22 protein-coding genes are annotated in these 23,447 nt (G+C 40.9%); 17 read left to right on the top strand and 5 right to left on the bottom strand.

Translation table 11 applies throughout. From position 1 onward, the window contains the following. Positions 1–9 precede the first annotated feature (9 nt). Both KMHG_RS02655 and KMHG_RS02650 read right to left on the bottom strand, forming a co-directional pair. Positions 10–552 carry a helix-turn-helix domain-containing protein gene (locus KMHG_RS02655; protein WP_010286660.1) on the bottom strand — a complete coding sequence of 181 codons (543 nt, stop codon included), beginning with the start codon at positions 550–552 and terminating at the stop codon, positions 10–12. Between the two features lie 281 nt (positions 553–833). Beyond that, positions 834–1,505: a LytTR family DNA-binding domain-containing protein gene (locus KMHG_RS02650; RefSeq protein WP_010286659.1), complete on the bottom strand. Its 672-nt coding sequence runs from the start codon at positions 1,503–1,505 to the stop codon at positions 834–836. A 202-nt stretch (positions 1,506–1,707) separates the two neighbouring features. On the opposite strand from KMHG_RS02650, the gene aceA reads away from it, so the two are divergent. The 9 genes from aceA (at position 1,708) to ssuE (ending at position 10,021) form a co-directional block, all read left to right on the top strand. Further along, positions 1,708–2,979 carry an isocitrate lyase gene (gene aceA / locus KMHG_RS02645; RefSeq protein WP_010286658.1) on the top strand — a complete coding sequence of 424 codons (1,272 nt, stop codon included), beginning with the start codon at positions 1,708–1,710 and terminating at the stop codon, positions 2,977–2,979. Between the two features lie 162 nt (positions 2,980–3,141). After that, a complete protein-coding gene (gene aceB / locus KMHG_RS02640; protein WP_010286655.1) occupies positions 3,142–4,734 on the top strand; it encodes a malate synthase A in 1,593 nt (530 codons plus the stop codon). A gap of 98 nt (positions 4,735–4,832) precedes the next feature. Further along, positions 4,833–5,087 (top strand): hypothetical protein, encoded by a 255-nt coding sequence (locus KMHG_RS02635; RefSeq protein ID WP_049929293.1) that lies wholly within the window; start codon positions 4,833–4,835, stop codon positions 5,085–5,087. Positions 5,088–5,119: 32 nt separating this feature from the next. Next, positions 5,120–5,779, top strand: a complete 660-nt coding sequence (locus KMHG_RS02630; RefSeq protein WP_010286653.1) for a potassium channel family protein — start codon at positions 5,120–5,122, stop codon at positions 5,777–5,779. Positions 5,780–6,035: 256 nt separating this feature from the next. Then, positions 6,036–6,824 carry an ABC transporter ATP-binding protein gene (locus KMHG_RS02625; protein WP_010286652.1) on the top strand — a complete coding sequence of 263 codons (789 nt, stop codon included), beginning with the start codon at positions 6,036–6,038 and terminating at the stop codon, positions 6,822–6,824. Positions 6,825–6,836: 12 nt separating this feature from the next. Then, positions 6,837–7,649: an ABC transporter permease gene (locus tag KMHG_RS02620; RefSeq protein WP_010286650.1), complete on the top strand. Its 813-nt coding sequence runs from the start codon at positions 6,837–6,839 to the stop codon at positions 7,647–7,649. Positions 7,650–7,668: 19 nt separating this feature from the next. Next, complete coding sequence (locus KMHG_RS02615; RefSeq protein ID WP_010286649.1) at positions 7,669–8,685, top strand: ABC transporter substrate-binding protein; 1,017 nt, start codon at positions 7,669–7,671, stop codon at positions 8,683–8,685. A 37-nt stretch (positions 8,686–8,722) separates the two neighbouring features. Further along, positions 8,723–9,466 (top strand): LLM class flavin-dependent oxidoreductase, encoded by a 744-nt coding sequence (locus tag KMHG_RS02610; RefSeq protein WP_084761356.1) that lies wholly within the window; start codon positions 8,723–8,725, stop codon positions 9,464–9,466. 12 nt (positions 9,467–9,478) lie between these two features. Next, positions 9,479–10,021 (top strand): NADPH-dependent FMN reductase, encoded by a 543-nt coding sequence (ssuE, locus tag KMHG_RS02605; RefSeq protein ID WP_010286645.1) that lies wholly within the window; start codon positions 9,479–9,481, stop codon positions 10,019–10,021. A 192-nt stretch (positions 10,022–10,213) separates the two neighbouring features. On the opposite strand, the gene rnjA is transcribed toward ssuE, so the two are convergent. Continuing rightward, positions 10,214–11,881: a ribonuclease J1 gene (rnjA, locus tag KMHG_RS02600; protein WP_010286640.1), complete on the bottom strand. Its 1,668-nt coding sequence runs from the start codon at positions 11,879–11,881 to the stop codon at positions 10,214–10,216. After that, positions 11,882–12,094, bottom strand: coding sequence for a DNA-dependent RNA polymerase subunit epsilon (locus KMHG_RS02595; protein WP_010286637.1), 213 nt, complete (start codon positions 12,092–12,094; stop codon positions 11,882–11,884). It abuts the gene before it with no gap. A 216-nt stretch (positions 12,095–12,310) separates the two neighbouring features. Here KMHG_RS02595 and KMHG_RS02590 point away from each other — a divergent pair, with 216 nt between their 5' ends. Beyond that, entirely contained in the window at positions 12,311–13,090 is a 780-nt protein-coding gene (locus KMHG_RS02590; protein WP_010286634.1) for a Cof-type HAD-IIB family hydrolase, read from the top strand. A 50-nt stretch (positions 13,091–13,140) separates the two neighbouring features. Here the strand turns inward: KMHG_RS02590 and def are convergent, their stop codons facing one another. Beyond that, entirely contained in the window at positions 13,141–13,692 is a 552-nt protein-coding gene (def, locus tag KMHG_RS02585) for a peptide deformylase (RefSeq protein WP_010286633.1), read from the bottom strand. 332 nt (positions 13,693–14,024) lie between these two features. Here def and pdhA point away from each other — a divergent pair, with 332 nt between their 5' ends. The 7 genes from pdhA to KMHG_RS02550 all read left to right on the top strand — a co-directional run bounded on the left by pdhA (position 14,025) and on the right by KMHG_RS02550 (position 23,413). Further along, positions 14,025–15,140: a pyruvate dehydrogenase (acetyl-transferring) E1 component subunit alpha gene (gene pdhA / locus KMHG_RS02580; RefSeq protein ID WP_010286632.1), complete on the top strand. Its 1,116-nt coding sequence runs from the start codon at positions 14,025–14,027 to the stop codon at positions 15,138–15,140. 3 nt (positions 15,141–15,143) lie between these two features. Next, a complete protein-coding gene (locus KMHG_RS02575; protein WP_010286631.1) occupies positions 15,144–16,121 on the top strand; it encodes an alpha-ketoacid dehydrogenase subunit beta in 978 nt (325 codons plus the stop codon). A gap of 75 nt (positions 16,122–16,196) precedes the next feature. After that, on the top strand, positions 16,197–17,537 hold the full coding sequence (locus KMHG_RS02570) for a dihydrolipoamide acetyltransferase family protein (protein WP_010286630.1): 1,341 nt from the start codon (positions 16,197–16,199) through the stop codon (positions 17,535–17,537). Positions 17,538–17,543: 6 nt separating this feature from the next. Beyond that, the gene (gene lpdA / locus KMHG_RS02565; RefSeq protein ID WP_010286629.1) at positions 17,544–18,959 is read left to right on the top strand and encodes a dihydrolipoyl dehydrogenase; all 1,416 of its coding nucleotides are present in this window, start codon (positions 17,544–17,546) and stop codon (positions 18,957–18,959) included. A gap of 108 nt (positions 18,960–19,067) precedes the next feature. Continuing rightward, the gene (locus tag KMHG_RS02560) at positions 19,068–19,847 is read left to right on the top strand and encodes an SDR family NAD(P)-dependent oxidoreductase (protein WP_010286628.1); all 780 of its coding nucleotides are present in this window, start codon (positions 19,068–19,070) and stop codon (positions 19,845–19,847) included. Positions 19,848–19,859: 12 nt separating this feature from the next. Next, positions 19,860–20,042, top strand: coding sequence for a hypothetical protein (locus tag KMHG_RS02555; protein ID WP_010286627.1), 183 nt, complete (start codon positions 19,860–19,862; stop codon positions 20,040–20,042). A gap of 236 nt (positions 20,043–20,278) precedes the next feature. Further along, positions 20,279–23,413, top strand: a complete 3,135-nt coding sequence (locus tag KMHG_RS02550; RefSeq protein ID WP_010286626.1) for an efflux RND transporter permease subunit — start codon at positions 20,279–20,281, stop codon at positions 23,411–23,413. The last annotated feature ends 34 nt before the right edge of the window (positions 23,414–23,447 follow it).

The raw sequence follows: 23,447 nt of genomic DNA, 5'->3' as shown, positions 1-23,447 counted from the left end.
GCCTCCTAATTACAAATATGAGTCCGTTGCGACAAGTAAAAGTTTGGTTTGGCCTGCATGATCGTTAAATAGTTGGTGATGGTCGGACGCTTCAAAATATATGGCATCACCTTTGTGAGCTACATAATGTTCGGCCCCTAGCTGTAAACGGATGCGACCTTGCAGTACGTATATAAACGTTTCAGACTGCGACGGCTCAAATTGTTTAAATTCGCCTTTTTCACCGAATGTTAATAATACAGGTTCAATCTCTTTTTCGTTTGACGTCGGGATCAACCATTGCAGATGGAAGTTTTTTTCTTCATCTACATGAATCGTTTGATCACTCTCCGTATAAACGACCTTTTGCTCTGTGACATCGTCATCAAAAAATTCCTTCGGTGTAGAACCGAGCACCTCTAGTAATGAAAACAGTGTTTCGATAGAAGGTGAATTTAAATCGCGCTCAAGCTGCGAAATATATCCTTTACTTAAATCTGTACGTTCGCCAAGCTCTTCTTGTGTGAGCCCTTTTTTCAGGCGAAGACGTTTTATTTTTTTACCGATTTGCATATCTCTGCTCCTCGTCCTTTACTATAAGTAAACTTTTGCTAAAGAAAGTTTACTGTAACATAACTTCCAGTAAAGAAAGTTTACTTTAACAAAACTTATAGTTTACTCAAACGATAATTATTATACAAAACTGACATGAATTTTCAACTAATTTGCGAAAAAAAGAATATTACAGTTGTATTGCACAAAGTTCTTGTTTAAACGCTATGTCTAATGGCCTAGGAAAAGAAAAAAACTATGCTACGGGAGCTTTTTGCTAACTCGTAACATAGTTTTCTCGATTAAAAGGATAGCGCCTTCCGCAAATCTGCGACGTAGCTTTGACTGACTGGAAGAGATTGGCCATCTTTTGTTAAGACGATTAAATTGGACGTAATATCACGTGAAATTTTTGAAATATTATGAATATTAACGATGTAAGAACGGTGAATGCGGATGAAATAGTTCGGTAAACGTTCGGATAGTTCTTTCATTTTAAGTGCCACGTGATATTGTTCGCCATTCAAATAAAACCAGTTTTTCTTATTATAACTTTCAAAATAAACAATAGAAGAAACGTTCACAGGCATCCATTCATCTTCTAAGCGACCTGTGACAAATTCTAATGTCGTTTGTTCTTGCTGTTCTGTTTCACTAGGAGGTAAAACGACGACGAGTGCTGCATCACGTTCTTTAATCGTAATCGGATAACCAACACCGTAATAGGCTATTCCGTTTCGTGGGTCAACCATACTTTGCGCAACTTTTTGTTTACGCTCAATCGTTTGATACGCAATGCTCGTCTCGGCAGGTGCAGAGCCGACTGTAACGTGAATATCGTATTGTTTCGGTGCGTAATAAATGTATTGATCGCGATAAGCGAGTGCAATCGTTGCATCTTTCGGGATCCAGTCTTCCCACAACACCGCATATTGGCCAAGCACATCGTGTAAATTTGCATCTGTTATAGTCATTCATCATACCTCCTAAAATAGAATAAAAACGGTTTCATCTAGCATTATAACGTTTTATCTTGCTATATGGCTATTTTATCCAAAAAATAATACAAAATCAACTTAATTGTTATATAGTAGTTTACAACAAACGATAACTGTTATGCAACAAGACGCAACGTATCGTTGGTTAAGTATACGGTATAAGGGAGAGGGATTAATGATGACAAATCAAACAGCTGAACAATTACAAAAACATTGGCAAGAGGAGCGCTTCGCAGGCGTTGAACGTCCATATAGCGCAGAAGATGTATTAAAACTACGCGGTTCTGTACTTATCGAACAAACACTGGCGACACGCGGTGCAGCTCGTTTATGGAACTCTTTAAATACGGAGCCATTCATTAACGCACTAGGCGCTTTGACTGGTAACCAAGCAATGCAACAAGTAAAAGCTGGTCTTCAAGCGATTTATTTATCTGGCTGGCAAGTAGCAGCAGATGCCAATCTTTCAGGTCAAATGTATCCTGACCAATCACTATACCCAGCAAACTCAGTACCACAAGTTGTAAAACGTATTAACCAAACGTTACAACGCGCAGATCAAATTGATACAGCAGAAGGTCGCGGCGGCGAATTCGACTGGTTCGCACCAATCGTAGCAGATGCGGAAGCAGGTTTCGGTGGTCCGTTAAACGTATTCGAACTTGTAAAATCAATGATCGAAGCAGGTGCAGCAGGTATTCACTTAGAAGACCAATTAGCATCTGAGAAAAAATGTGGTCACTTAGGTGGTAAAGTACTACAACCAACGCAAACAGCTGTACGTAACTTAATTGCAGCACGTCTTGCAGCAGACGTAATGGGCGTTGATACAATTATCATCGCACGTACAGATGCAGATGCAGCGGATATGGTGACATCTGATATCGATCCATACGATGCGCCATTCTTAACAGGTGAGCGTACGCCAGAAGGCTTCTACCGTACAAACCCAGGCATTGAGCAAGCCATCGCACGCGGCCTTGCTTACGCACCGTACGCAGACTTAGTATGGTGTGAAACGTCTAAGCCATCATTAGAAGAAGCACGTCAATTCGCAGCAGCAATTCATGAACAATACCCAGGTAAAATGCTTGCATACAACTGCTCACCATCATTCAACTGGGAAGCAAATCTTTCAACAGAAGAAATTGCTGAATATCAACGTGAGCTAGGCAAGTTAGGCTACAAATTCCAATTCGTAACATTAGCTGGTTTCCACGCATTAAATCACTCAATGTTCGAACTTGCGCATGATTATAAAGATAACGGTATGGCAGCATACTCTAAACTACAACAAGCTGAGTTCGCTTCAGAGTCTAAAGGATATACAGCGACAAAGCACCAACGTGAAGTCGGCACAGGTTACTTTGATGATGTGTCACAAGTAATTTCTGGTGGTACATCTTCAACAACTGCAATGGCAGGCTCAACTGAAACTGCACAGTTCTAATATTTGATACTCATTTGTTTTGATTAATGATCTATACTGCGGACATGAACTTACACGCTCACATACTATCGACGCCTCCTTAGTATGTGTGGCACGATAAGTAAGTCGCTTACACCCGCAGTATAGATTGTTTTTATTCTATATGTAGGAAGGGGTCATATTATGCAACAAACGACAGGACATATCCGTATTACAGGTGAAAAAAATGAGCAAACGGCACAAATTTTAACACCGGAGGCACTACAATTTTTAGTAGCGCTCCAAAAGAAATTTAATAGCCGTCGCGTCGAACTTGTCGCAAAACGTCAAGAACAACAAGCGCGCTTAGATGCCGGAGAACAATTACACTTTTTAGAAGAAACGAAGCACATTCGTGAAGGAGACTGGACGATTGCGCCATTACCGAAAGATTTACAAGACCGTCGCGTCGAAATCACAGGTCCAGTTGATCGTAAAATGGTCATCAATGCGCTAAATTCTGGTGCGAAAATGTTCATGGCTTGTTTTGAAGATGCGACGAGCCCGACATGGGAAAATATGATTGATGGGCAAATCAATATGCGTGATGCGGTTCGTCGTTCGATTCAGTTTACGAACCCAGCAGGAAAAGTGTATGAACTAGGCGAGCAAACAGCGACGTTACTCGTACGTCCACGCGGGCTACATTACATCGAAAAGCATGTAGAAATTGACGGGGAACCGATGTCTGGTAGTTTGTTCGACTTTGGCCTATACTTCTTCCACAATGCACAAGAAGCATTAAACCGTGGGACAGGCCCATACTTTTACTTACCAAAACTAGAACATCATTTAGAAGCGCGCTGGTGGAACGACGTATTTAATTTTGCAGAAGAGACGTTAAACATTCCACATGGGACGATTAAAGCGACAGTGTTAATCGAAACGATTACAGCTGCTTTCCAAATGGATGAAATTTTATATGAATTACGCGACCATTCAGCAGGTTTAAACTGCGGTCGTTGGGATTATATTTTCAGCTATATTAAACGTTTACGTAACCAAGATGGCGTCATTTTACCAGACCGTGGTCAAGTTACGATGACATCGCCATTTATGCGTGCATATACGTCACTCTGTATTCAAACATGTCATAAGCGCAATGCGCCAGCAATTGGCGGTATGGCTGCACAAATTCCAATTAAAGACGATCCAGAGGCGAACGAAGCGGCCTTTGCGAAAGTGCGTGAAGATAAAAAACGTGAAGCGCAAGATGGACACGACGGTACGTGGGTGGCGCACCCAGGGCTCGTACCAGTCGCGCTTGAGCAGTTTGACAAATATATGCCAAATCCGAACCAAATCGATAAAAAACGTGAAGACGTCCATGTGACGGCACAAGATTTATTAGAAGTCCCAGAAGGAACGATTACTGAAGACGGCTTACGTGTGAACTGTAGCGTCGGCATTCAATACATTGCTTCATGGTTACGTGGACAAGGTGCAGCGCCAATCAATAATTTAATGGAAGATGTGGCAACAGCGGAAATTTCACGTACACAAGTATGGCAATGGATTCGTCAAGAAGCGGGTCGTTTAGAAGACGGCCGTGATATTACGCTCGCACTTGTAGAGCAAACAATTGCCGAAGAAATGGATAAATTAAAAGCGCAGTTCGGTGAAGAAGCGTATAACGCCTCAAAATTTAACGAAGCTGTCACGATTTTTAAAGAACTTATTCAACAAGACGAGTTTGAAGAGTTTTTAACACTGTCAGGTTACGAGCAATTAGCGTAATGAAATACGAAGAGAGGCGAGCTAATGCTGGCCTTTTTTTCGTATGTTCTTGCCCCTTTTGAATGTGCTATACTAGTGACAAATAGGGAGTGAGTGACTTGGAACGTCCAGCAATAGAAGGAACTTTCTTGGCAATCGACCGTCGTTTAATCGACGTAGAAGACTTGCAAGATTATTGTCCGACATGCTTCCAAATGCTTCGCTTCTCAGATGATTTTGATGCACTATATTGTGCACCTTGTAACGAATGGGTCGAGGTTACATGTGAAGACCCGACGTGTGACGTTTGTCAAAGTCGCCCTGAGCGTCCGCTAGATGAATGCGGTAAAGAGCAGCATAGAAGCGTTGAATAAAGAAATTAGTTGTGAAGAATAGAGGGATTTTCATGGAAAAGGAATTTGTCGTGATCGGCTTAGGTCGTTTCGGTGGGAGTATCGTCAATGAATTGGTCAATCAAGGCGCCGATGTCATGGCGATTGATAAGTCATCTGAACGCGTAAATGAATTTGCGCAAATCGCAACGGAAGCCGTTACGGCGGATACGACGGATGAAACAGTACTAAAACAACTCGGCATTCGTAACTTTGAACACGTAATTGTCGCAATCGGTGATGATATTCAAGCGAGTATTTTAACGACGATTATTTTAAAAGAAATTGGTGTACCGAAAATTACGGTAAAAGCCCAAAATGATTATCATGAAAAAGTGCTGCGTAAAATCGGTGCCGATCACGTCGTTCACCCCGAACGTGATATGGGCATTCGTGTTGCTAACAATATGTTATCGAATAACGTCCTCGATTATTTAGAAGTGTCGGATGAACACTCGATTGTAGAGATGCAAGCGACGCATCATTTAGAAGGCCATACGATTATCGGTATGGACATTCGAGCACGTTACGGGATTAACATTTTAGCTATTAAACGTGGCAACGATGTCATCGTGTCACCGCAAGCCGAAGAAGTGATTCGCGAAGGCGATATTTTAATTGTCATCGGCGCGGATGCTGATATTAACCGTTTTGAAAAGAAAATGCTTCACTAAAAAGCTGCCAAATTGGCGGCTTTTTTTCATCATTAAAACATTTTTTAAAAAATTCAGAAAACTACTTGCGGCGTTTGGAAATTACTGTTATAGTATTCCTATCAAGTTTATAGGAATTAAAAATGAGTCAAAAAAAGACGCTCACTGGACAACCAGAGGCTTTCACATCAAGGTATACACTTTGATATTGAAAGCCTCTTTTTTTTACTCTAATACCTAGTAAACAGCTTAGTATAATTATGAAAGGAAGATGTCGATGAAGAACAAAATTTCATTTGAGTTTGTCGAAAAAACATTTCCAGCACGAAACGGCAAACCACCATTTACAGCAGTCACGGACGTGAATTTAAAAGTACGTGAAGGCGAATTTTTAACTATAGTAGGGCCATCAGGATGTGGTAAGTCGACATTGCTTGATATGCTTGGAGGCTTATCAAAACCATCTAAAGGCCGCATTTTGATTAACGATCAAGAAATTACAGGTCCGGGACTTGACCGCGCAATCGTATTCCAACAATATGCCCTTTATCCTTGGCGCACAGCACTTCAAAACGTTGCTTTTGGTTTAGAAGCGAAAGGTATTTCGAAAAAAGAACGCTTAGAACAAGCGAAACATTATATGAATTTAGTAGGATTATCGAATTTCCACGATCATTACCCACACGAGTTATCAGGTGGTATGAAGCAACGTGTTGCCATTGCGAGAAGCTTAGCGTATGACCCGGAAGTGTTATTAATGGATGAGCCATTTGCGGCACTAGATGCGCAAACACGTGAAAATTTACAAGAAGAGTTATTACGTATTTGGGAAAAAACAGGCAAGACGATTATTTTCATTACACACGGTATTGATGAAGCGGTGTACTTAGGACAGCGCATTGCCGTACTTACACCGAACCCAGGTAAAGTGAAAACAATCGTTGAAAACAATAGTAAGTTCCGTCTGCAAAGTGCAGATTTCCGTTCGACAGAAGCGTTTTCAAATATCCGACATGAAGTGTGGAAGCAACTACACGAAGAAGAATTCCAAGGCGCGTATATATAAGGAGGCAAACGCATGGTAACGATTAAAAAAGATATCGCACAGACGAGCAAGCCGAACGTCGCATTAAATTGGTCAACAAAAGTATTTAAACAAACAATCGTATTAATTTTACTCATGGCAGTTTGGGAAATTGCACCGCGCGTTGGACTTGTCGACCGCACATTTTTCCCACCATTTTCAGAAGTCGCTACAGCTTGGTGGAACATGATTATTTCAGGTGACCTTTGGAAGCATTTTAGCGCAAGTATCGTCCGGTCAGCACTCGGATTTTTCATTGCAATCGTCATTGCTGTACCACTTGGCTTATTAATCGGTTGGTACCCAATTGCGCGTGAATTGTTAAACCCAGTGTTAGAGCTATTCCGTAACACAGCAGCACTTGCATTATTACCAGTATTCATTTTATTACTCGGTATCGGTGAAGTGTCAAAAGTAAGCATTATCATCTTCGCCTGCGTATGGCCGATTTTATTAAATACGATCAACGCAGTAAAAGAAGTCGATCCATTGTATATCAAATCAGCAAAATCAATGAACTTAAGTGACGCACAACTGTTCCGCAAAGTGATTTTACCAGCATCTGTACCAACGATTTTCACAGGTATTCGCATGGCTGGTACAGGCGCCATTTTAGTATTAATCGCTGCTGAAATGATCGGGGCGAAAGCAGGATTAGGTTACTTAATTACATTTACACAATACAATTTCCAAATTCCTGAAATGTATGCAGGAATCTTAACGATTTCAATTTTAGGGATTGTCATTAACCAATTATTATTAACGGCTGAACGTCGTTTATCAAAATGGAAACAACCAGTGAAGTAGACTTTAGGGGGATTTTTACATGAATAAATGGGCAGCATTACTATCAACAGCAGCATTAGCATTAACGCTTGCAGCATGCGGCGACAAAGAGAAAACGGCAGACAACGCAAGTAACGCTTCATCAGGCGAAACATACGCTTTAAAATACCAAGGTGAAACAGGCATTGTAACACCAGCAGAAGTGGCAGAGGACTTAGGTTACTTCAAAAACGTATCACTTGATTATCAAGGTGCTTACACAGGTGGTCCAGAAAGTATTCAATTCGTAGCGACAAAACAATTAGACTACGGAATGGCATTTAACGGCGCGATTATTAAATCAATCGACAAAGGCGTTAAAATCAAATCGGTCATTTCTTCTTATGGCAGTAACAAAGAAATTTTCTTAGGATTTTTCGGACAAAAAGGTTCGAAAATTAAAGAACCGAAAGACCTAATCGGTAAAAAGGTGGCATTAAATATTCGCGGCGCGCATTACGAAATGGCTGTGAAGCAATATTTATATAACGCAGGATTAACGGACAAACAAATCGAGCAAGTTCAATTTGTCGTTTTACCACAAGTCAATTCGGAGCAAGCTGTCATTAACGGTCAAGTCGATGTCGCAGCACTCAATGGTATTTTCCGCGATAAAGCGTTAGAAAGTAAAAAAGTCGATTTACTCTTTAAAGATGTCGATGCATTTGATGGTCAGTACAATGCTGGTAGTTATTTCTTCCGCGATGAATTCATTAAAGAAAATCCTGAAGTGGTGAAAGACTTTACACAAGGTGTATCGAAAGCAATCGATTGGATGAAAGAAACCGATCGTGACGAAGTAGTCGCACGTCTAGAAGACATTATGGAAAAACGTGACCGCGATGAACCGATTGAAAACTTACAATACTGGCAAGGTACAGGTATTAATACGAAAGGTGGCGTCATTCAAGAAAGTGACTTTAATCAGTGGCGACCATTGTTAAAACGTCTTGGTGATATTCAAGATGAAAATGTTGATACGTCAACAATGTATACGAACGAATTTAATCCATATTAAAACAGTGAATAGGGATGTTACGTATGATAAAAAACAGATGAAGTTAGGTGCATTTTTCTTCTTACGAGGCCATCATTTAGCAGCTTGGCGTTATCCTGCAGCACAAACGGCTGAATCATTTACATTCGATTTTATTAAAGAACAAGCACAACTTGCAGAGCAAGCAAAATTCAATATGGTGTTTTTCGCAGACGTTTTCGGTGAAGAAATTGCGGAAAATAGCCGTTCAGGATTGAAATTCAATCCGGTCGTATTAATTTCAGCATTACAAGCCGTAACGAAAAATATCGGATTCGTATCAACGTTAACGACGACGTACAATGAGCCGTTCCACGTTGCTCGTAAATTTGCGTCAATCGACCATTTATCAGGTGGACGTGCTGCTTGGAATATCGTAACGTCTGCAAATCCGAAAGAAGCGACGCTATTTGGGAAAGAAAAACATTTAGAACATGCCTGCCTTTACGAACGTGCGGAAGAGTTCGTCGATGTTGTGAAAAAGTTATGGTTCTCTGTTGAAAAAGAAGCGCTCGTGATCGACAAAGAAAACGGTAAATTTGTCGATCAATTAGAAGACTGGTTCGTTAATAGGGCAGCAGATGGCTTTAACATTATGCCACCAACATTCCTAGAAGGCTTTAAAGATATTGTTGAACTCGTAATTCCAGAGTTACAACGCCGCGGCTTATTCTGCACAGAATACGAAGGCACGACATTACGTGAAAACTTAGGACTTAAAGTACCAACTGCAGCGTCTGTACACGGTGCAGTGACACAATAGGAGGAATAGAACATGACAAAAGCAATTTTAATTAACGGTAGTAATACGACATTTTCTCGTCTAACAGGTGTACAACAACAAGCAGAAAAAGCGTTACAAGCGCAAGACATTGAAACAGAAGTATTATACGTGCATCAAATTCCAGCAGAAGATTTAATTTTAGCGAACTTCGGTAGCGAAGCGGTGAAAGCAGCAACTGCTAAAGTGGCAGAAGCTGATATCGTCGTGTTACTAACACCGATTTATAAAGCGTCATACACAGGAATTTTAAAAACGTTCTTAGATTTAATTCCACAAAAAGGCTTTGAAAATAAAATCATTTTCCCAATTGCCATCGGTGGTTCAATCGGTCACTTATTAGCGATTGATTACGCATTAAAACCGGTCGCTTCAGCGCTAGGTGCATCACACATTACGCATACGGTATACGTTGTAGACCAACAAGTTGAGAAGTTAGCTGACGGTGGTTACAAGGTGCAAGAAGAAGCAATTGCACGTCTTGAACATCAAGCAGCGTATATTGCACAACATTCGAAAGTAACCGTACAAGCTTAAGACGAAGAGGCTGGGACATAAGTGTAAAAACACCATCTCAAATGAGCATAAAAAAACTGGAATCGCGCTGTGGCGCGGTTCCGGTTTTTTGTTGCGAACGCTAAAAAAGGAAAGTGAAATGTTTTGTCCCAGCCCCTTTTTATATGCATAAAAAAAGAGCCTGTTCATTTGAACAGGCTCTTTCGTTTATGATCACACTTCCATGATGATCGGTAAGACCATTGGACGGCGTTTCGTTTTTTCGAATAAGTACGGTGTTAAAACGTCCGTAATTTCGTTTTTCAGTTCAGACCATTGTGGTGATTTTTCTTGCAATGACTGTTGTAAGTGGCGGTTCAGCATTTGCTGTGCCTCATTAATCATTGAACCAGATTCACGCATATAGACGAAACCACGAGAGATAATGTCTGGACCAGATACGATACGTTTCGTATTCATATCTAGGCTGACAACGACGATCACAAGACCTTCTTCAGAAAGAATGCGACGATCGCGTAAAACGATGTTACCGATATCACCGATACCGTTACCATCGATGTATACATCACCTGATGGAATGCGACCTGCAACGTGTGCAGAATCTGAACTTAATGCTAATACTTCACCATTTTCCATCACGAAGATATTATCTTCAGGGATGTCACAATCAACACCTAATTGTTTGTGCATGCTTTGCATACGGTATTCACCATGGATTGGCATGAAGAATTTCGGTTTGATTAAGCGAAGCATTAATTTTTGCTCTTGTTGTGAGCCGTGACCAGATGTGTGGATATTGTTAATCGCACCGTGAATGACATCAGCACCTGCACGATATAGCAAGTTGATGATTTTGTTCACGCTCGTTGTATTCCCTGGAATTGGTGAAGAAGAGAATACAACAGTATCATTTGGTTGGATTTGAATTTGACGGTGCGTACCGTTTGCAATACGAGATAATGCTGCCATTGGCTCACCTTGTGAACCTGTACATAAAATCATAACCTCGTTTGCTGGTAAACGGTTAATTGTTTGCGCATCGACAAATGTTTCTTTAGGTGCAGTAATATAGCCAAGTTCGCGACCGATTGTAATCGCATTGTCCATACTACGACCGAATACTGCAACTTTACGACCATGAGCTGCAGCAGCATCTGTAACTTGTTTTAGGCGGTGGATATTCGATGCGAATGTCGCAAAGATAATACGGCCTTCAACTTTACGTAAAATTTCATCAATTGATTCGCCAACTTTACGTTCTGACATCGTAAACTCGGGACGTTCAGCGTTCGTACTATCAGATAGCAGGCAAAGAACGCCTTCTTTCCCGATTTCAGCCATTTTTGTTAAGTTTGCAGGTTCACCAACTGGCGTAAAGTCAAATTTAAAGTCACCTGTGTGCACGATATTACCAGGTGGTGTTTTTACGACAACGCCGTAAGCATCTGGAATACTGTGAGTAGTGCGGAAGAAGCTAACAGACGTTTTACGGAACTTGATGACATCTTCTTCTTCGATTTCAATTAGCTTTGTTGAACGTAAAAGACCGTGCTCATCAAGTTTGTTACGTAATAAGCCAAGTGCTAATTTACCACCGTAAACAGGAATGTTAATTTGGCGTAATAAATAAGGAATACCACCGATGTGATCTTCGTGACCGTGCGTAACAAATAGGCCTTTAATTTTATCAACGTTGCGTTTTAAATAAGTATAATCTGGAATAACATAATCGATCCCAAGAAGATCATCTTCAGGGAACTTAATACCAGCGTCAATTAAGATAATTTCATCTTGGAATTGAACAGCATACGTATTTTTGCCGATTTCGCCCAGTCCGCCGAGTGCGAATACAGCAGTTTGGTCGTTTTTGACAAATTTCATCTAGTCAAATTTCTCCAAACGGTAGTTTTCACTTGCTTGTTCATATTCTAGGTAGTTACCTTCAAGCAATTGAATTAATTCGATGTTGTAGTTACGGTCTTGAAGTTTTTCACGTACTTCACGTACGTCAGTAGCTTCAAGATATAGGCTTTTAGTATTTTCGCGAACTGGTACTTCAAGCTTGTTTTCTTGGTAATAAACTTTGTAAATCATTGTGTTATTGTCTCCTTTAATACGTTCAAAATAATTGCATTTCCTTTATATTATCATGTTAGTACTTTAAAATAAAGAAAAGCCCTCCATAAAATGTGCAGGGCAAGCGAAACATTTTTTCTACATTTATTAGCTTTTTTCTGCTAATAGTCCACGGGCGATTATACAGAAAAAAATTTTTTGTGTAAAGAGACATTTGAAAAGGGAGCGTTATAGATGAAAAAGAAAATTTTATTTTTTGATATAGACGGAACTTTATATAATACGAGTAAACAGTTGCCACAAGCGACGCGCGATGCGATTGAAGCGGCACGTGCGAACGGTCATGAAGTCGCAATTGCAACAGGACGCTCACCGTATTTTTTAGAAAGTGTTGCACGCGAATTAAATGTCGATTCGTATGTTAGTTTTAACGGACAATATGTCGTCTATAAAGGCGAGCTCATTTCGCACAATCCACTACCAGTCGACGTCATGAAACATATGGTAGAACTCGCGTACGAACAAGATAGTCCACTCGTTTTTTTAGACGATGAAAAAATGTCGTCGACGATCAATACGCACGAAGTAAAAGTGAGTATGGATTCGCTCTTTTATCCGATGCCTACTGTCCAACCGGAAGCATTTTCGCTAAAACCGATTTATCAAATGTTGTTATATGCAGATACGACGAAAGAAAAATATTTCCGTGCTGCTTTCCCAGAACTGCATTTTATTCGTTGGCATGATTATTCATTAGATGTCATTAATAAAGGCGTATCGAAAGCGTATGGCATTGAACAATTTTTAACACATACTGATTTTGAAGCGGAAGATGTCGTCGTATTTGGTGACGGTTTAAACGACCGCGAAATGTTAGAGGCATTTGCAACACGCGGCACGAGTGTGGCGATGGGCAATGGTGTTGCAGAAGCAAAAGCAGCTGCGACATTCGTAACTGATCATGTCGATAACGATGGCCTTGCCAAAGCAATGCAAAAAATTGGTTTAATATAGTAGAAAACCCGGCAGCGCAATAAGCGTTACCGGGTTTTTATCATTTATGATTAATCTAATGGATGTGCGTCTTCGATTTCTGCAAAAGGATTTTCTTTATTAATGTGATCGTAGAACATTACACCATTTAAGTGATCTAATTCGTGTTGGAATGCAATTGCTGGTAAGTTTTTCAGACGCATTTTATGTTCGTTACCATCTAAATCGAAAAATTTTGCTGTAATACGTTGTGGGCGTGGCACGTATCCTGGCACTTCACGGTCAACTGATAAGCAACCTTCACCAGTTGGTAAATAAGCTTTTTCGACAGAATGGCTCACGATTTTAGGATTTACAACGACCATGCTAATTAAATTGCCTTTGTCGTCTGGTAAATGAAGGGCGAACATGCGCTTCGCAACGTCTACTTGTGGGGCAGCGATACCGATGCCTGAACGTAGGCTGTATTTTTCTATCATTTCAGGGTCTTGGCTATTTTTAAGAAACTCTAATAGATCATGGCCCAATTGTTTTTCCTCATCTGTTAAAGGGAAAGTAAGTTCTGTAGCTTTTTTACGTAAAGTTGGATTACCTTCACGGATAATATCTTTCATTAAAATCATCGTCGTTCTTCCTTTCGTTTCACTATATTTTTAGTATACATGACTCTCACGCCCATGCAATATGAGAAGCACTGGGTAATTTTTGGTAATGTGTACTACACTGTACTACAAAATTCGGGACAAAAAATGCCCCTGATATAATACAGAAGTATAAAAAACAATAATACAGAACAAGAAAAATGTTTATAGTGAAGTGAGATAAATGCATTAAAAACAAGCGAAGTTAATGGTTGACTAACGAAATCTTGTTGTATATACTTAATTTCATAAGTTAGTTGTACTAATAAAAATAAAACAAATTTATAATACAGTTACGAAGGAGATGTGAGAGAATGTCAACAAACAAATCACTATTCGATGCCGTAAAGAACTTACAAGAAATCGAAGAAAAGTTCGAAATGGTTCAAATTTTGAACGAAGAAGGGGAAATCGTTAATCCTGACTTAGATCCACAATTATCAGATGAAGAATTAGTGGAATTAATGCGTCGCATGGTCTTCACACGTATTTTAGACCAACGCTCAATCTCATTAAACCGCCAAGGTCGCTTAGGTTTCTACGCACCAACAGCAGGTCAAGAAGCATCGCAAATCGCTTCTCACTATGCTTTAGAAAAACAAGACTGGATCTTACCAGGCTACCGTGATGTACCACAAATCGTATGGCACGGTGTTCCGTTATCTCAAGCATTCTTATGGTCACGTGGTCACTTCGCAGGTGGTCAATCTCCTGAAGGTGTAAACGTATTATCTCCACAAATTATTATTGGTGCACAATATGTCCAAACAGCAGGTGTTGCACTCGGTTTACAAAAACGCGGTAAAGAAGCCGTAGCAGTCACATATACAGGTGATGGCGGTTCTTCACAAGGTGACTTCTATGAAGGTATTAACTTCGCAAGTGCTTTCAAATCACCAGCCATTTTCATTATTCAAAACAACCAATTTGCGATTTCAACACCTCGTCACTTACAAACAGGTGCGAAAACGTTAGCGCAAAAAGGGATCGCTGCTGGTATTCCAAGCATTCAAGTTGACGGTATGGACCCACTTGCTGTATACATGGCGACAAAAGAGGCGCGTGAACGTGCAGTAAAAGGTGAAGGCCCATCATTAATCGAAACAGTTTGTTACCGTTACGGTCCACATACGATGGCAGGCGATGACCCAACGCGTTACCGTACGTCAGAAACAGACGAAGAATGGGGCAAAAAAGACCCAGTCGTTCGCTTCCGTAAATATTTAGAAGCAAAAGGCTTATGGGACCAATCAAAAGAAGAAGCTGTCATTGAAGATGCGAAAGAGCAAATCAAAGCAGCTATTAAAGAAGCAGATAGCGTTCCGAAACAGAAAGTAACGGACTTAATCAATATTATGCATGATAAAAAATCAATGCCTCAAAACTTAAAAGAACAGTTACAAATTTACGTAGAGAAGGAGTCGAAATAACCGATGGCACAAATGACAATGATTCAAGCAATTACAGACGCACTTCGTTGTGAATTAAAAGATGACGAAAACGTATTAGTATTCGGTGAGGACGTCGGCGTAAACGGCGGTGTATTCCGTGCAACTGAAGGACTTCAAAAAGAATTCGGTGAGGGCCGTGTATTCGATACACCACTTGCAGAATCAGGTATCGGTGGTCTTGCAATCGGTCTTGCACTTGAAGGTTTCCGTCCAGTGCCAGAAATTCAGTTCTTCGGCTTCGTCTATGAAGTAATGGATTCGATTTCAGGTCAACTTGCACGTCTTCGTTACCGTTCAGGCGGCCAATTAAGCGCTCCTGTAACGATCCGTTCACCATTTGGTGGTGGTGTGCACACACCAGAAATGCACTCAGATAGCTTAGAAGGTTTAGTAGCACAACAACCAGGTCTTAAAGTTGTCGTACCATCAACACCTTACGACGCAAAAGGTTTATTAATCGCTTCTATCCGCGATAACGATCCAGTCGTATTCCTTGAACACTTAAAACTATATCGTTCATTCCGTGAAGAAGTACCAGAAGAATCTTACACAATTGAACTAGGCAAAGCAGACGTAAAACGTGAAGGTACAGACCTTTCAATCATTACGTACGGCGCAATGGTTCACGAATCATTAAAAGCTGCGGAAGAATTAGAAAAAGAAGGTCACTCAGTAGAAGTAATCGACTTACGTACAATTCAACCACTTGATATCGACACAATTATCGCATCTGTTGAAAAAACAAATCGTGCGATCGTCGTACAAGAAGCGCAAAAACAAGCGGGTGTTGCAGCGAACGTTGTTGCTGAAATTAACGAACGTGCCATTCTTTCATTAGAAGCGCCAGTATTACGTGTCGCAGCACCAGATACGATTTATCCATTCCCACAAGCTGAGTCAGTTTGGTTACCGAACTACAAAGATGTATTAGAAACAGCGAAAAAAGTATTAGAGTTTTAATACACCTTTTGAAAACGGGTATGTAAATAGATGAAAATGAATGTTTTTTGAAAATAGATTAGGAGGGTGACATGCATGGCATATAAATTCCGCTTACCAGATATCGGTGAAGGTATTCACGAAGGAGAAATTATTAAATGGTTCGTAAAACCAGGAGATAAAATCGAAGAGGATACAATTTTAGCAGAAGTACAAAACGACAAAGCAGTCGTTGAAATTCCATCTCCAGTTGAGGGTACGATCGAAAAAGTACTTGTAGAAGAAGGAACTTTAACAACTGTTGGTACGGTTTTACTTGAAATTGATGCACCAGGATACGAAGATCTAGAACTTCACGGTCACAAAGATGACGAAGATGAAGAGGCAACAGAGCAACAAGTACAGCAAACTGCTGAACAAGCGAAGCCAACATCAGAAGCACCAAAAGCTGATGCACCGAAAGAAGAGGTATCAAAAGAAGCGACTGAAGAAGTGAATCCAGCAGGCACAAAACGTGTCATCGCGATGCCATCTGTTCGTAAATTCGCGCGTCAAAACGATGTCGATATTAAACAAGTAACAGGTACAGGCAAAAATGGTCGCATTTTAAAAGAAGACATTGAAGCGTTTAAAAATGGTGGTCAAGCAACGGCTGCAACTGAACAAGAAACAACAGCAGCACCACAAGAAGCAGCGGCTGAAACAAAACAAGCACCAGTTGTTCCTGAAGGTGAGTTCCCAGAAACACGCGAAAAAATTACGCCAATGCGTCGTGCAATTGCGAAAGCGATGGTCAATTCAAAACATACAGCACCACACGTAACATTAATGGATGAAGTCGATGTAACAGCACTCGTTGCACATCGTAAGAAATTTAAAACAGTAGCAGCAGAAAAAGGAATTAAGCTAACTTATCTTCCTTATGTCGTTAAAGCGCTCGTGAGCACTTTACGTGAGTTCCCGGCATTAAATTGCTCGTTTGATGACGAAACAGAAGAAATTATCACAAAACATTATTATAATATAGGTATCGCAGCAGACACGGATCGTGGTTTACTCGTTCCTGTCGTAAAAAATGCGGATCGTAAATCTGTATTTGCTATTTCAAATGAAATTAACGAATTGGCAGACAAAGCGAGAAATGGTAAACTAGCATCGAATGAGATGAAAGGTGCATCATGCTCGATTTCTAATATCGGTTCTGCAGGTGGTCAATGGTTCACACCAGTAATCAACCACCCCGAAGTCGCTATCCTTGGTGTTGGCCGCATTGCGGAGAAACCAATTATTAAAGATGGTGAAATTGTAGCGGCACCTGTGTTAGCATTATCATTGAGCTTCGATCATCGCATGATTGACGGGGTGACAGCTCAAAACGCAATGAATAAAATCAAACGCTTATTGAGCGATCCTGAATTATTATTAATGGAGGCGTAAAACAAAATGGTAGTAGGAGATTTCCCAATCGAAACAGACACAATTGTAATTGGTGCGGGCCCTGGTGGTTACGTTGCAGCAATTCGCGCAGCACAACTAGGACAAAAAGTAACAGTTATTGAAAAAGAATATGTAGGTGGCGTTTGCTTAAACGTAGGTTGTATCCCATCTAAAGCAATGATCTCAGTAGGTCACCGCTACGTACATGCAAAAGAATCAGCAGACATGGGTGTTATCGTGCCAGAAGTACAACTTGACTTCGCAAAAGCACAAGCATTCAAAGACAGCGTTGTTAAAAAATTAACAGGCGGTGTTTCTGGTCTATTAAAAGGTAACGGTATCGAAGTCGTTATGGGTGAAGCATACTTAAACTCTGCAAACTCATTAACAGTTGCAACTGAATCAGGTTCTCAACACTACAACTTCAAAAACTTAATCCTTGCAACAGGTTCACGTCCAGTTGAAATTCCAACTTTCAAATTCTCTAAACGTGTACTTAACTCAACAGGCGCTCTTAACTTAACTGAGCTTCCTAAAAAATTAGTTGTTATCGGTGGCGGTTACATCGGTACTGAGCTAGGTTCTGCTTACGCAAACCTTGGCTCTGAAGTAACGATCCTTGAAGGCGGTAAAGATATCCTTGCTGGCTTCGAAAAAGCGATGACTCAAATCGTGAAAAAAGGCCTTAAAAAGAAAGGTGTTACTGTTGAAGTTGGCGCTCTTGCACAAGGCGTTGAAGAAACAGAAACTGGCGTAACAGTAAATTACGAAGTAGCTGGCGAAGCAAAATCTGTTGAAGCTGACTACGTATTAGTAACTGTAGGTCGTCGTCCAAACACTGACGAAATGGGCTTACAAGAAATCGGTATCGAATTCGGCGAACGTGGCTTATTAAAAGTTGACAAACAAGGCCGTACTTCAGTACCAAACATCTACGCTATCGGTGATATCGTACCAGGCTTACAATTAGCACACAAAGCTTCTTACGAAGGTAAAGTAGCTGCTGAAGCAATCGCTGGCGAAAAATCAATCGTAGATTACTTAGCAATTCCTGCTGTATGCTTCACAGATCCAGAAATGGCAACTGTAGGCTTAAACGAAGAAGAAGCAAAAGCTGAAGGCTTCGATGTTGTAACTGGTAAATTCCCATTCGGCGCAAACGGTCGTGCATTAGCACTTAACGAAACAGAAGGCTTCGTAAAATTAGTAGGTCGCAAAGAAGACGGCTTATTAATCGGTGCTCAAATCGTTGGTGTTGGCGCTTCTGATATGATCGCAGAAATGGCTACAGCTATCGAAGGCGGTATGACTTTAGAAGATATCGCTATGACAATCCATGCTCACCCAACTTTAGGTGAAATTACAATGGAAGCTGCTGAAGTAGCTCTTGGCAACCCAATTCACATCTTAGGCAAAAAATAATTTTGACTAAGTTTCAAGGAGTCGCATAGGCGGCTCCTTTTTTGTATGGAGCGATTTCCGCAGACGGTTTTGTTATAATGAACGTAAACTTGAAGGAGGCGATTGGACTTGCATTTAGGTTTAACAGGTAAAGTAGCGATGATTACGGGTGGTAGTAAAGGGATTGGGCTTCAAACAGCACTTCAACTCGTACGAGAAGGTGCGCAAGTGTCCATTTGTGCTCGGGACGCAGTGGGGCTTGAACAAGCGAAAAACTTTATTTACAAAGAAACAGGTCAAGACGTTTTTACTGTCGTTGCTGATATGACGAATAAAGCGGATTGTGCACGTTTTGTTGCGGAGACCGTCACACATTTTGGTCAACTCGACATTCTCATCAACAATGCTGGTAGTGCAGCCGCACAACCGTTTGACGAAGTATTAGAAGATCGTTGGGAGCAAGATGTAGCACTTAAAGTGTTTGCAGCGATTCATACGATGCGTGTCGCACTGCCACATATGAAAACACGTGGTGGCGCAATCGTCAACGTAACCGCAATTGCGGGGAAAACACCTGAAGCAAGCAGTTTGCCGACTTCAATGAGTCGAGCGGCAGGACAAGCACTTGTCAATGCGGCAAGTAAAGATCTAGGGAAATATAACATTCGTGTCAATACTGTGTGCATCGGGCTTATTCGGAGCGCGCAAATCGAACAAATTTGGGAACAATCTCATCCAGAGTTAACGTGGGATGAATTTTCTGCTAAAATGGGCGAGGATATACCTTTAGGTAGAATCGGTCATACAGAGGAAGCAGCGAATGTCATTACATTCCTCGTATCCGATGCCGCTTCATATGTGTCTGGTACGGCGGTTAATATCGACGGCGGAAGGGCACCTTCATTATAGGAGGAGATTTTAATGAGTAAGCAAAAACTATGGCTAGCGTTTATCGTATTTGCCATTATTACGTTTGTCGCAACATTTTTAACGGCAAAATATCAAAATACAGGCATTATTCTTGTTTGGATTGCCATCGTTGTCATTGTCATTTTAGTGGCATTATTCGGCGGCAAAAATAAGAATCGTCACGAACAGCATTAATAGCGAAGCGCATATCATTTTATGGATATGCGCTTTTTCTATACCCGAAATTACCCTACAGTATGATTTATTTTCGCTCGAAATGGCGAAAATGTGAAAACAAACCTTCCCGATTGACTTTCATTCAAATGGTCTATTATAGTGAAATTGAACGCATTTATGACTAAAGTCGTAAGTAAGATGCGAGATTGATATGCATCACGAATAGCATATAGAAAAAAAGGCGGTGTTTTAGTATGAATGGCTTTGTCAAATTTGTTCTGAAAAATAAGCTTGCTGTGTGGCTCATGACGATTATTTTAGCTTGCGCAGGTATTTACTCAGGTTTAAAGATGAAAATGGAATCAATTCCGGATATTTCAGTGCCAATCATTTCGATTGCCACGACATATCCAGGGGCTACGCCAACGCAAGTAGAAGATGATATATCGACCCCTTACGAAAAGGCAGTTGCAAATCTTGAAGGCGTGAAGACAGTGTATTCGAATTCTTATTCAAACATGTCCAACATTCAAGTAGAATTCGATTACGGCACGAATATGCAAGAAGCACGTCAAAATATTAAAGAAGCGCTAGAGAAAGTAACATTACCAGAAACAGCGCAAACACCGACGCTTGACCGCGTAACATTAAATGCCTTCCCGGTTATTGCGTTAAGCGTTTCGTCCACTGACCAAGATATTGCAGAGTTGACAAAAACCGCGGAAGATTATTTACAGCCGAAGTTAGAGCAACTAGACGGTGTATCGTCTGTCTCTCTTTCGGGTCAACAAGTGAAAAAAGTAGAATTAACGTTTAAAGATAAACAGTTAACAGCGAACGGTTTAACAGAAGATACGGTTAAACAATATATTCAAGCGATGGATACGAATGTACCACTCGGTATGTTTGAATTCAAAAATGCGGAGCAATCTGTCATCGTCAACGGGAAAATGACGACGCTTGAAAAACTGAAAAACTTAGAAATCCCAGTACAGTCGCAACAACCGAATGCGGCGGCTGCACAAGCAATGGCGCAGGTAGGGGCTGATCCAACCGCACAACCTGAAGCTGCACAACCATCTACAGTAAAACTGAAAGACATTGCATCGATGAAACTCGTCGGTGAAGTTGAATCAGTGTCACGTACGAATGGGAAAGATGCCATTGCGGTACAAGTCGTGAAAGCACAAGATGCCAACACCGTTGATATCGTGCAAGAAGTGAAAGATGCGGCAAAAGCATTCGAAGAAGATAACAAAGATGTGACGATTGACGTGACCCTTGACCAAGGGGAACCGATTGAAAAATCTGTGAATACGATGTTAGAAAAAGCATTATTCGGAGCTATCGCAGCCGTTGTAATCATTATGCTATTTTTACGTAATATCCGTTCAACGATTATTTCGATTATTTCAATCCCGCTGTCATTATTAATCGCGATTATCGCGTTAAATCAATTAGACATTACGTTAAATATTATGACGCTCGGTGCGATGACCGTCGCTATTGGACGTGTAATCGATGACTCGATTGTCGTCGTCGAAAACATTTATCGACGCTTATATTCACAACACGAAAAATTAAGTGGTCGCGCATTAATTCGTGAAGCGACACTTGAAATGTTCCGTCCAATTTTAGCATCAACTGTCGTAACAGTTGCTGTATTTTTACCGATCGGACTCGTTGGCGGTACAGTTGGTGAGTTATTCTTACCATTCGCCTTAACGATGGCCTTTGCACTATTTGCGTCATTACTTGTTGCAATTACGGTCGTACCAGCGCTTGCACATTCTTTATTTAAAAAAGAACTGTACAAAGCACCTGAAGATCGTGCACATAAAAAAGAAGAGCATGGTGCGATGGCACGTGGCTACAAACGCATTTTAAAATGGGTGCTAAATCATAAATGGATTACATCTATTGCATCTGTCGTCGTTTTAGTAGCGAGCCTATTTTTAGCGCCGTTTATCGGCTTTAGTTTCTTACCAGACGATGAGCAAAAAATGGCGTACTTAACTTACACGCCAGAACCAGGCCAAACGCGTGACCAAGTTGTTGATGATATGTCAGCAGTAGAGGAAGTCGTGAAAAAGCAAGCGGATGTTGAGACGATTCAAACGTCTATCGGCGGCTCTAATCCGCTAATGGCTGGTGGTGGTAATGGTGGTTTAATGTATATCATTTACGACCCAGATACGAAAGACTTCGCAACGAAAAAAGAAGCGCTTGTGAAAAAAGTACAAGCATTTGATTCACCAGGTGAATGGAAAGAACAAAACTTCACAGGTTCATCAAACAATGAATTATCGTATTCTATTTATGGTAATACGATTGAAGATATGCGTCCAACAATCGATAAAATGATGTCGATTTTAAAAGATAACGACGACTTGAAAGATGTGAAGTCATCACTTGCAGAGCAATATGATGAAAAGACACTCGTTGTCGATCAGAAAAAAGCAAATGAATTAGGATTGACGACGACGCAAATCGCGACGGCGATTAATCCGAACGTACAAGCGACGACATTAACGACTGTCGAACAAGATGGTAAAGAAATTGATGTCGAAGTGAAAACGGCTGTCACAAGCCCAGATACGTTCAAAAAAGTGTTAGCAGAAGAAATTACGACGCCGACTGGTCAAAAAGTAAAATTAGATGAGCTTGTCGATGTGAAAAATGATCAAACGTTTACAGAAATTAACCGTAGCGGCGGTAAATACTACGCAACGGTGACAGCGACTGTGAAAACGAAAGATGTCACAGCTGCAAGCAGTGACGTACAAAAAGAAATCGACAAAATCGATACACCAAATGGTGTGACGATTGATGCTGGTGGTGTCACAGAAGATATCGCTGATTCATTCACAAAACTAGGTATTGCGATTTTAGCAGCGATTGCGATCGTATACTTCGTTCTTGTCGTAACGTTCGGTGAAGGTCTTGCACCATTCTCGATTTTATTCTCATTACCATTTACAGTAATCGGTGCGCTCGTTGCCTTATACATTGCTGGTGAAACGATCAGCGTATCAACGCTCATTGGGGTATTGATGCTCGTCGGTATCGTCGTCACAAATGCAATCGTCCTTGTCGACCGCATCATTCATATGGAACATGATGGCCTAAGTTTACGAGAAGCGATTCTTGAAGCGGGTGCGACACGTCTTCGTCCAATTTTGATGACGGCGATTGCAACGATTGCGGCACTTGTACCACTGGCAATTGGTGGCGAAGGAGCAGGCTTAATTTCAAAAGGTATGGGTATTACGGTAATTGGTGGTTTAATCAGTTCGACTGTTTTAACCCTTGTCATCGTGCCACTCGTTTATGAATTGCTCTCAAAATTGTTGAAAAAAGACCGTGCACACGAAAATAAAGATGTTTAATGCAAAAGCTGAGGGAGAACCTCAGCTTTTTTGT

It is taken from the genome of Kurthia massiliensis, assembly GCF_000285555.1.
Classification (GTDB): domain Bacteria; phylum Bacillota; class Bacilli; order Bacillales_A; family Planococcaceae; genus Kurthia; species Kurthia massiliensis.
The sequence above is the reverse complement of the archived record's forward strand: the minus strand, read 5'-3'. Positions and strand labels throughout refer to the sequence as shown.

What these genes read in the sequence shown, in the direction of transcription:
- KMHG_RS02655 (WP_010286660.1), bottom strand. Translation starts at nt 552, where the DNA reads ATGCAAATCGGTAAAAAAATAAAACGTCTTCGCCTGAAAAAAGGGCTC.
- KMHG_RS02650 (WP_010286659.1), bottom strand. Translation starts at nt 1,505, where the DNA reads ATGACTATAACAGATGCAAATTTACACGATGTGCTTGGCCAATATGCG.
- aceA (WP_010286658.1), top strand. Translation starts at nt 1,708, where the DNA reads ATGACAAATCAAACAGCTGAACAATTACAAAAACATTGGCAAGAGGAG.
- aceB (WP_010286655.1), top strand. Translation starts at nt 3,142, where the DNA reads ATGCAACAAACGACAGGACATATCCGTATTACAGGTGAAAAAAATGAG.
- KMHG_RS02630 (WP_010286653.1), top strand. Translation starts at nt 5,120, where the DNA reads ATGGAAAAGGAATTTGTCGTGATCGGCTTAGGTCGTTTCGGTGGGAGT.
- KMHG_RS02625 (WP_010286652.1), top strand. Translation starts at nt 6,036, where the DNA reads ATGAAGAACAAAATTTCATTTGAGTTTGTCGAAAAAACATTTCCAGCA.
- KMHG_RS02620 (WP_010286650.1), top strand. Translation starts at nt 6,837, where the DNA reads ATGGTAACGATTAAAAAAGATATCGCACAGACGAGCAAGCCGAACGTC.
- KMHG_RS02615 (WP_010286649.1), top strand. Translation starts at nt 7,669, where the DNA reads ATGAATAAATGGGCAGCATTACTATCAACAGCAGCATTAGCATTAACG.
- KMHG_RS02610 (WP_084761356.1), top strand. Translation starts at nt 8,723, where the DNA reads ATGAAGTTAGGTGCATTTTTCTTCTTACGAGGCCATCATTTAGCAGCT.
- ssuE (WP_010286645.1), top strand. Translation starts at nt 9,479, where the DNA reads ATGACAAAAGCAATTTTAATTAACGGTAGTAATACGACATTTTCTCGT.
- rnjA (WP_010286640.1), bottom strand. Translation starts at nt 11,881, where the DNA reads ATGAAATTTGTCAAAAACGACCAAACTGCTGTATTCGCACTCGGCGGA.
- KMHG_RS02595 (WP_010286637.1), bottom strand. Translation starts at nt 12,094, where the DNA reads ATGATTTACAAAGTTTATTACCAAGAAAACAAGCTTGAAGTACCAGTT.
- KMHG_RS02590 (WP_010286634.1), top strand. Translation starts at nt 12,311, where the DNA reads ATGAAAAAGAAAATTTTATTTTTTGATATAGACGGAACTTTATATAAT.
- def (WP_010286633.1), bottom strand. Translation starts at nt 13,692, where the DNA reads ATGATTTTAATGAAAGATATTATCCGTGAAGGTAATCCAACTTTACGT.
- pdhA (WP_010286632.1), top strand. Translation starts at nt 14,025, where the DNA reads ATGTCAACAAACAAATCACTATTCGATGCCGTAAAGAACTTACAAGAA.
- KMHG_RS02575 (WP_010286631.1), top strand. Translation starts at nt 15,144, where the DNA reads ATGGCACAAATGACAATGATTCAAGCAATTACAGACGCACTTCGTTGT.
- KMHG_RS02570 (WP_010286630.1), top strand. Translation starts at nt 16,197, where the DNA reads ATGGCATATAAATTCCGCTTACCAGATATCGGTGAAGGTATTCACGAA.
- lpdA (WP_010286629.1), top strand. Translation starts at nt 17,544, where the DNA reads ATGGTAGTAGGAGATTTCCCAATCGAAACAGACACAATTGTAATTGGT.
- KMHG_RS02555 (WP_010286627.1), top strand. Translation starts at nt 19,860, where the DNA reads ATGAGTAAGCAAAAACTATGGCTAGCGTTTATCGTATTTGCCATTATT.
- KMHG_RS02550 (WP_010286626.1), top strand. Translation starts at nt 20,279, where the DNA reads ATGAATGGCTTTGTCAAATTTGTTCTGAAAAATAAGCTTGCTGTGTGG.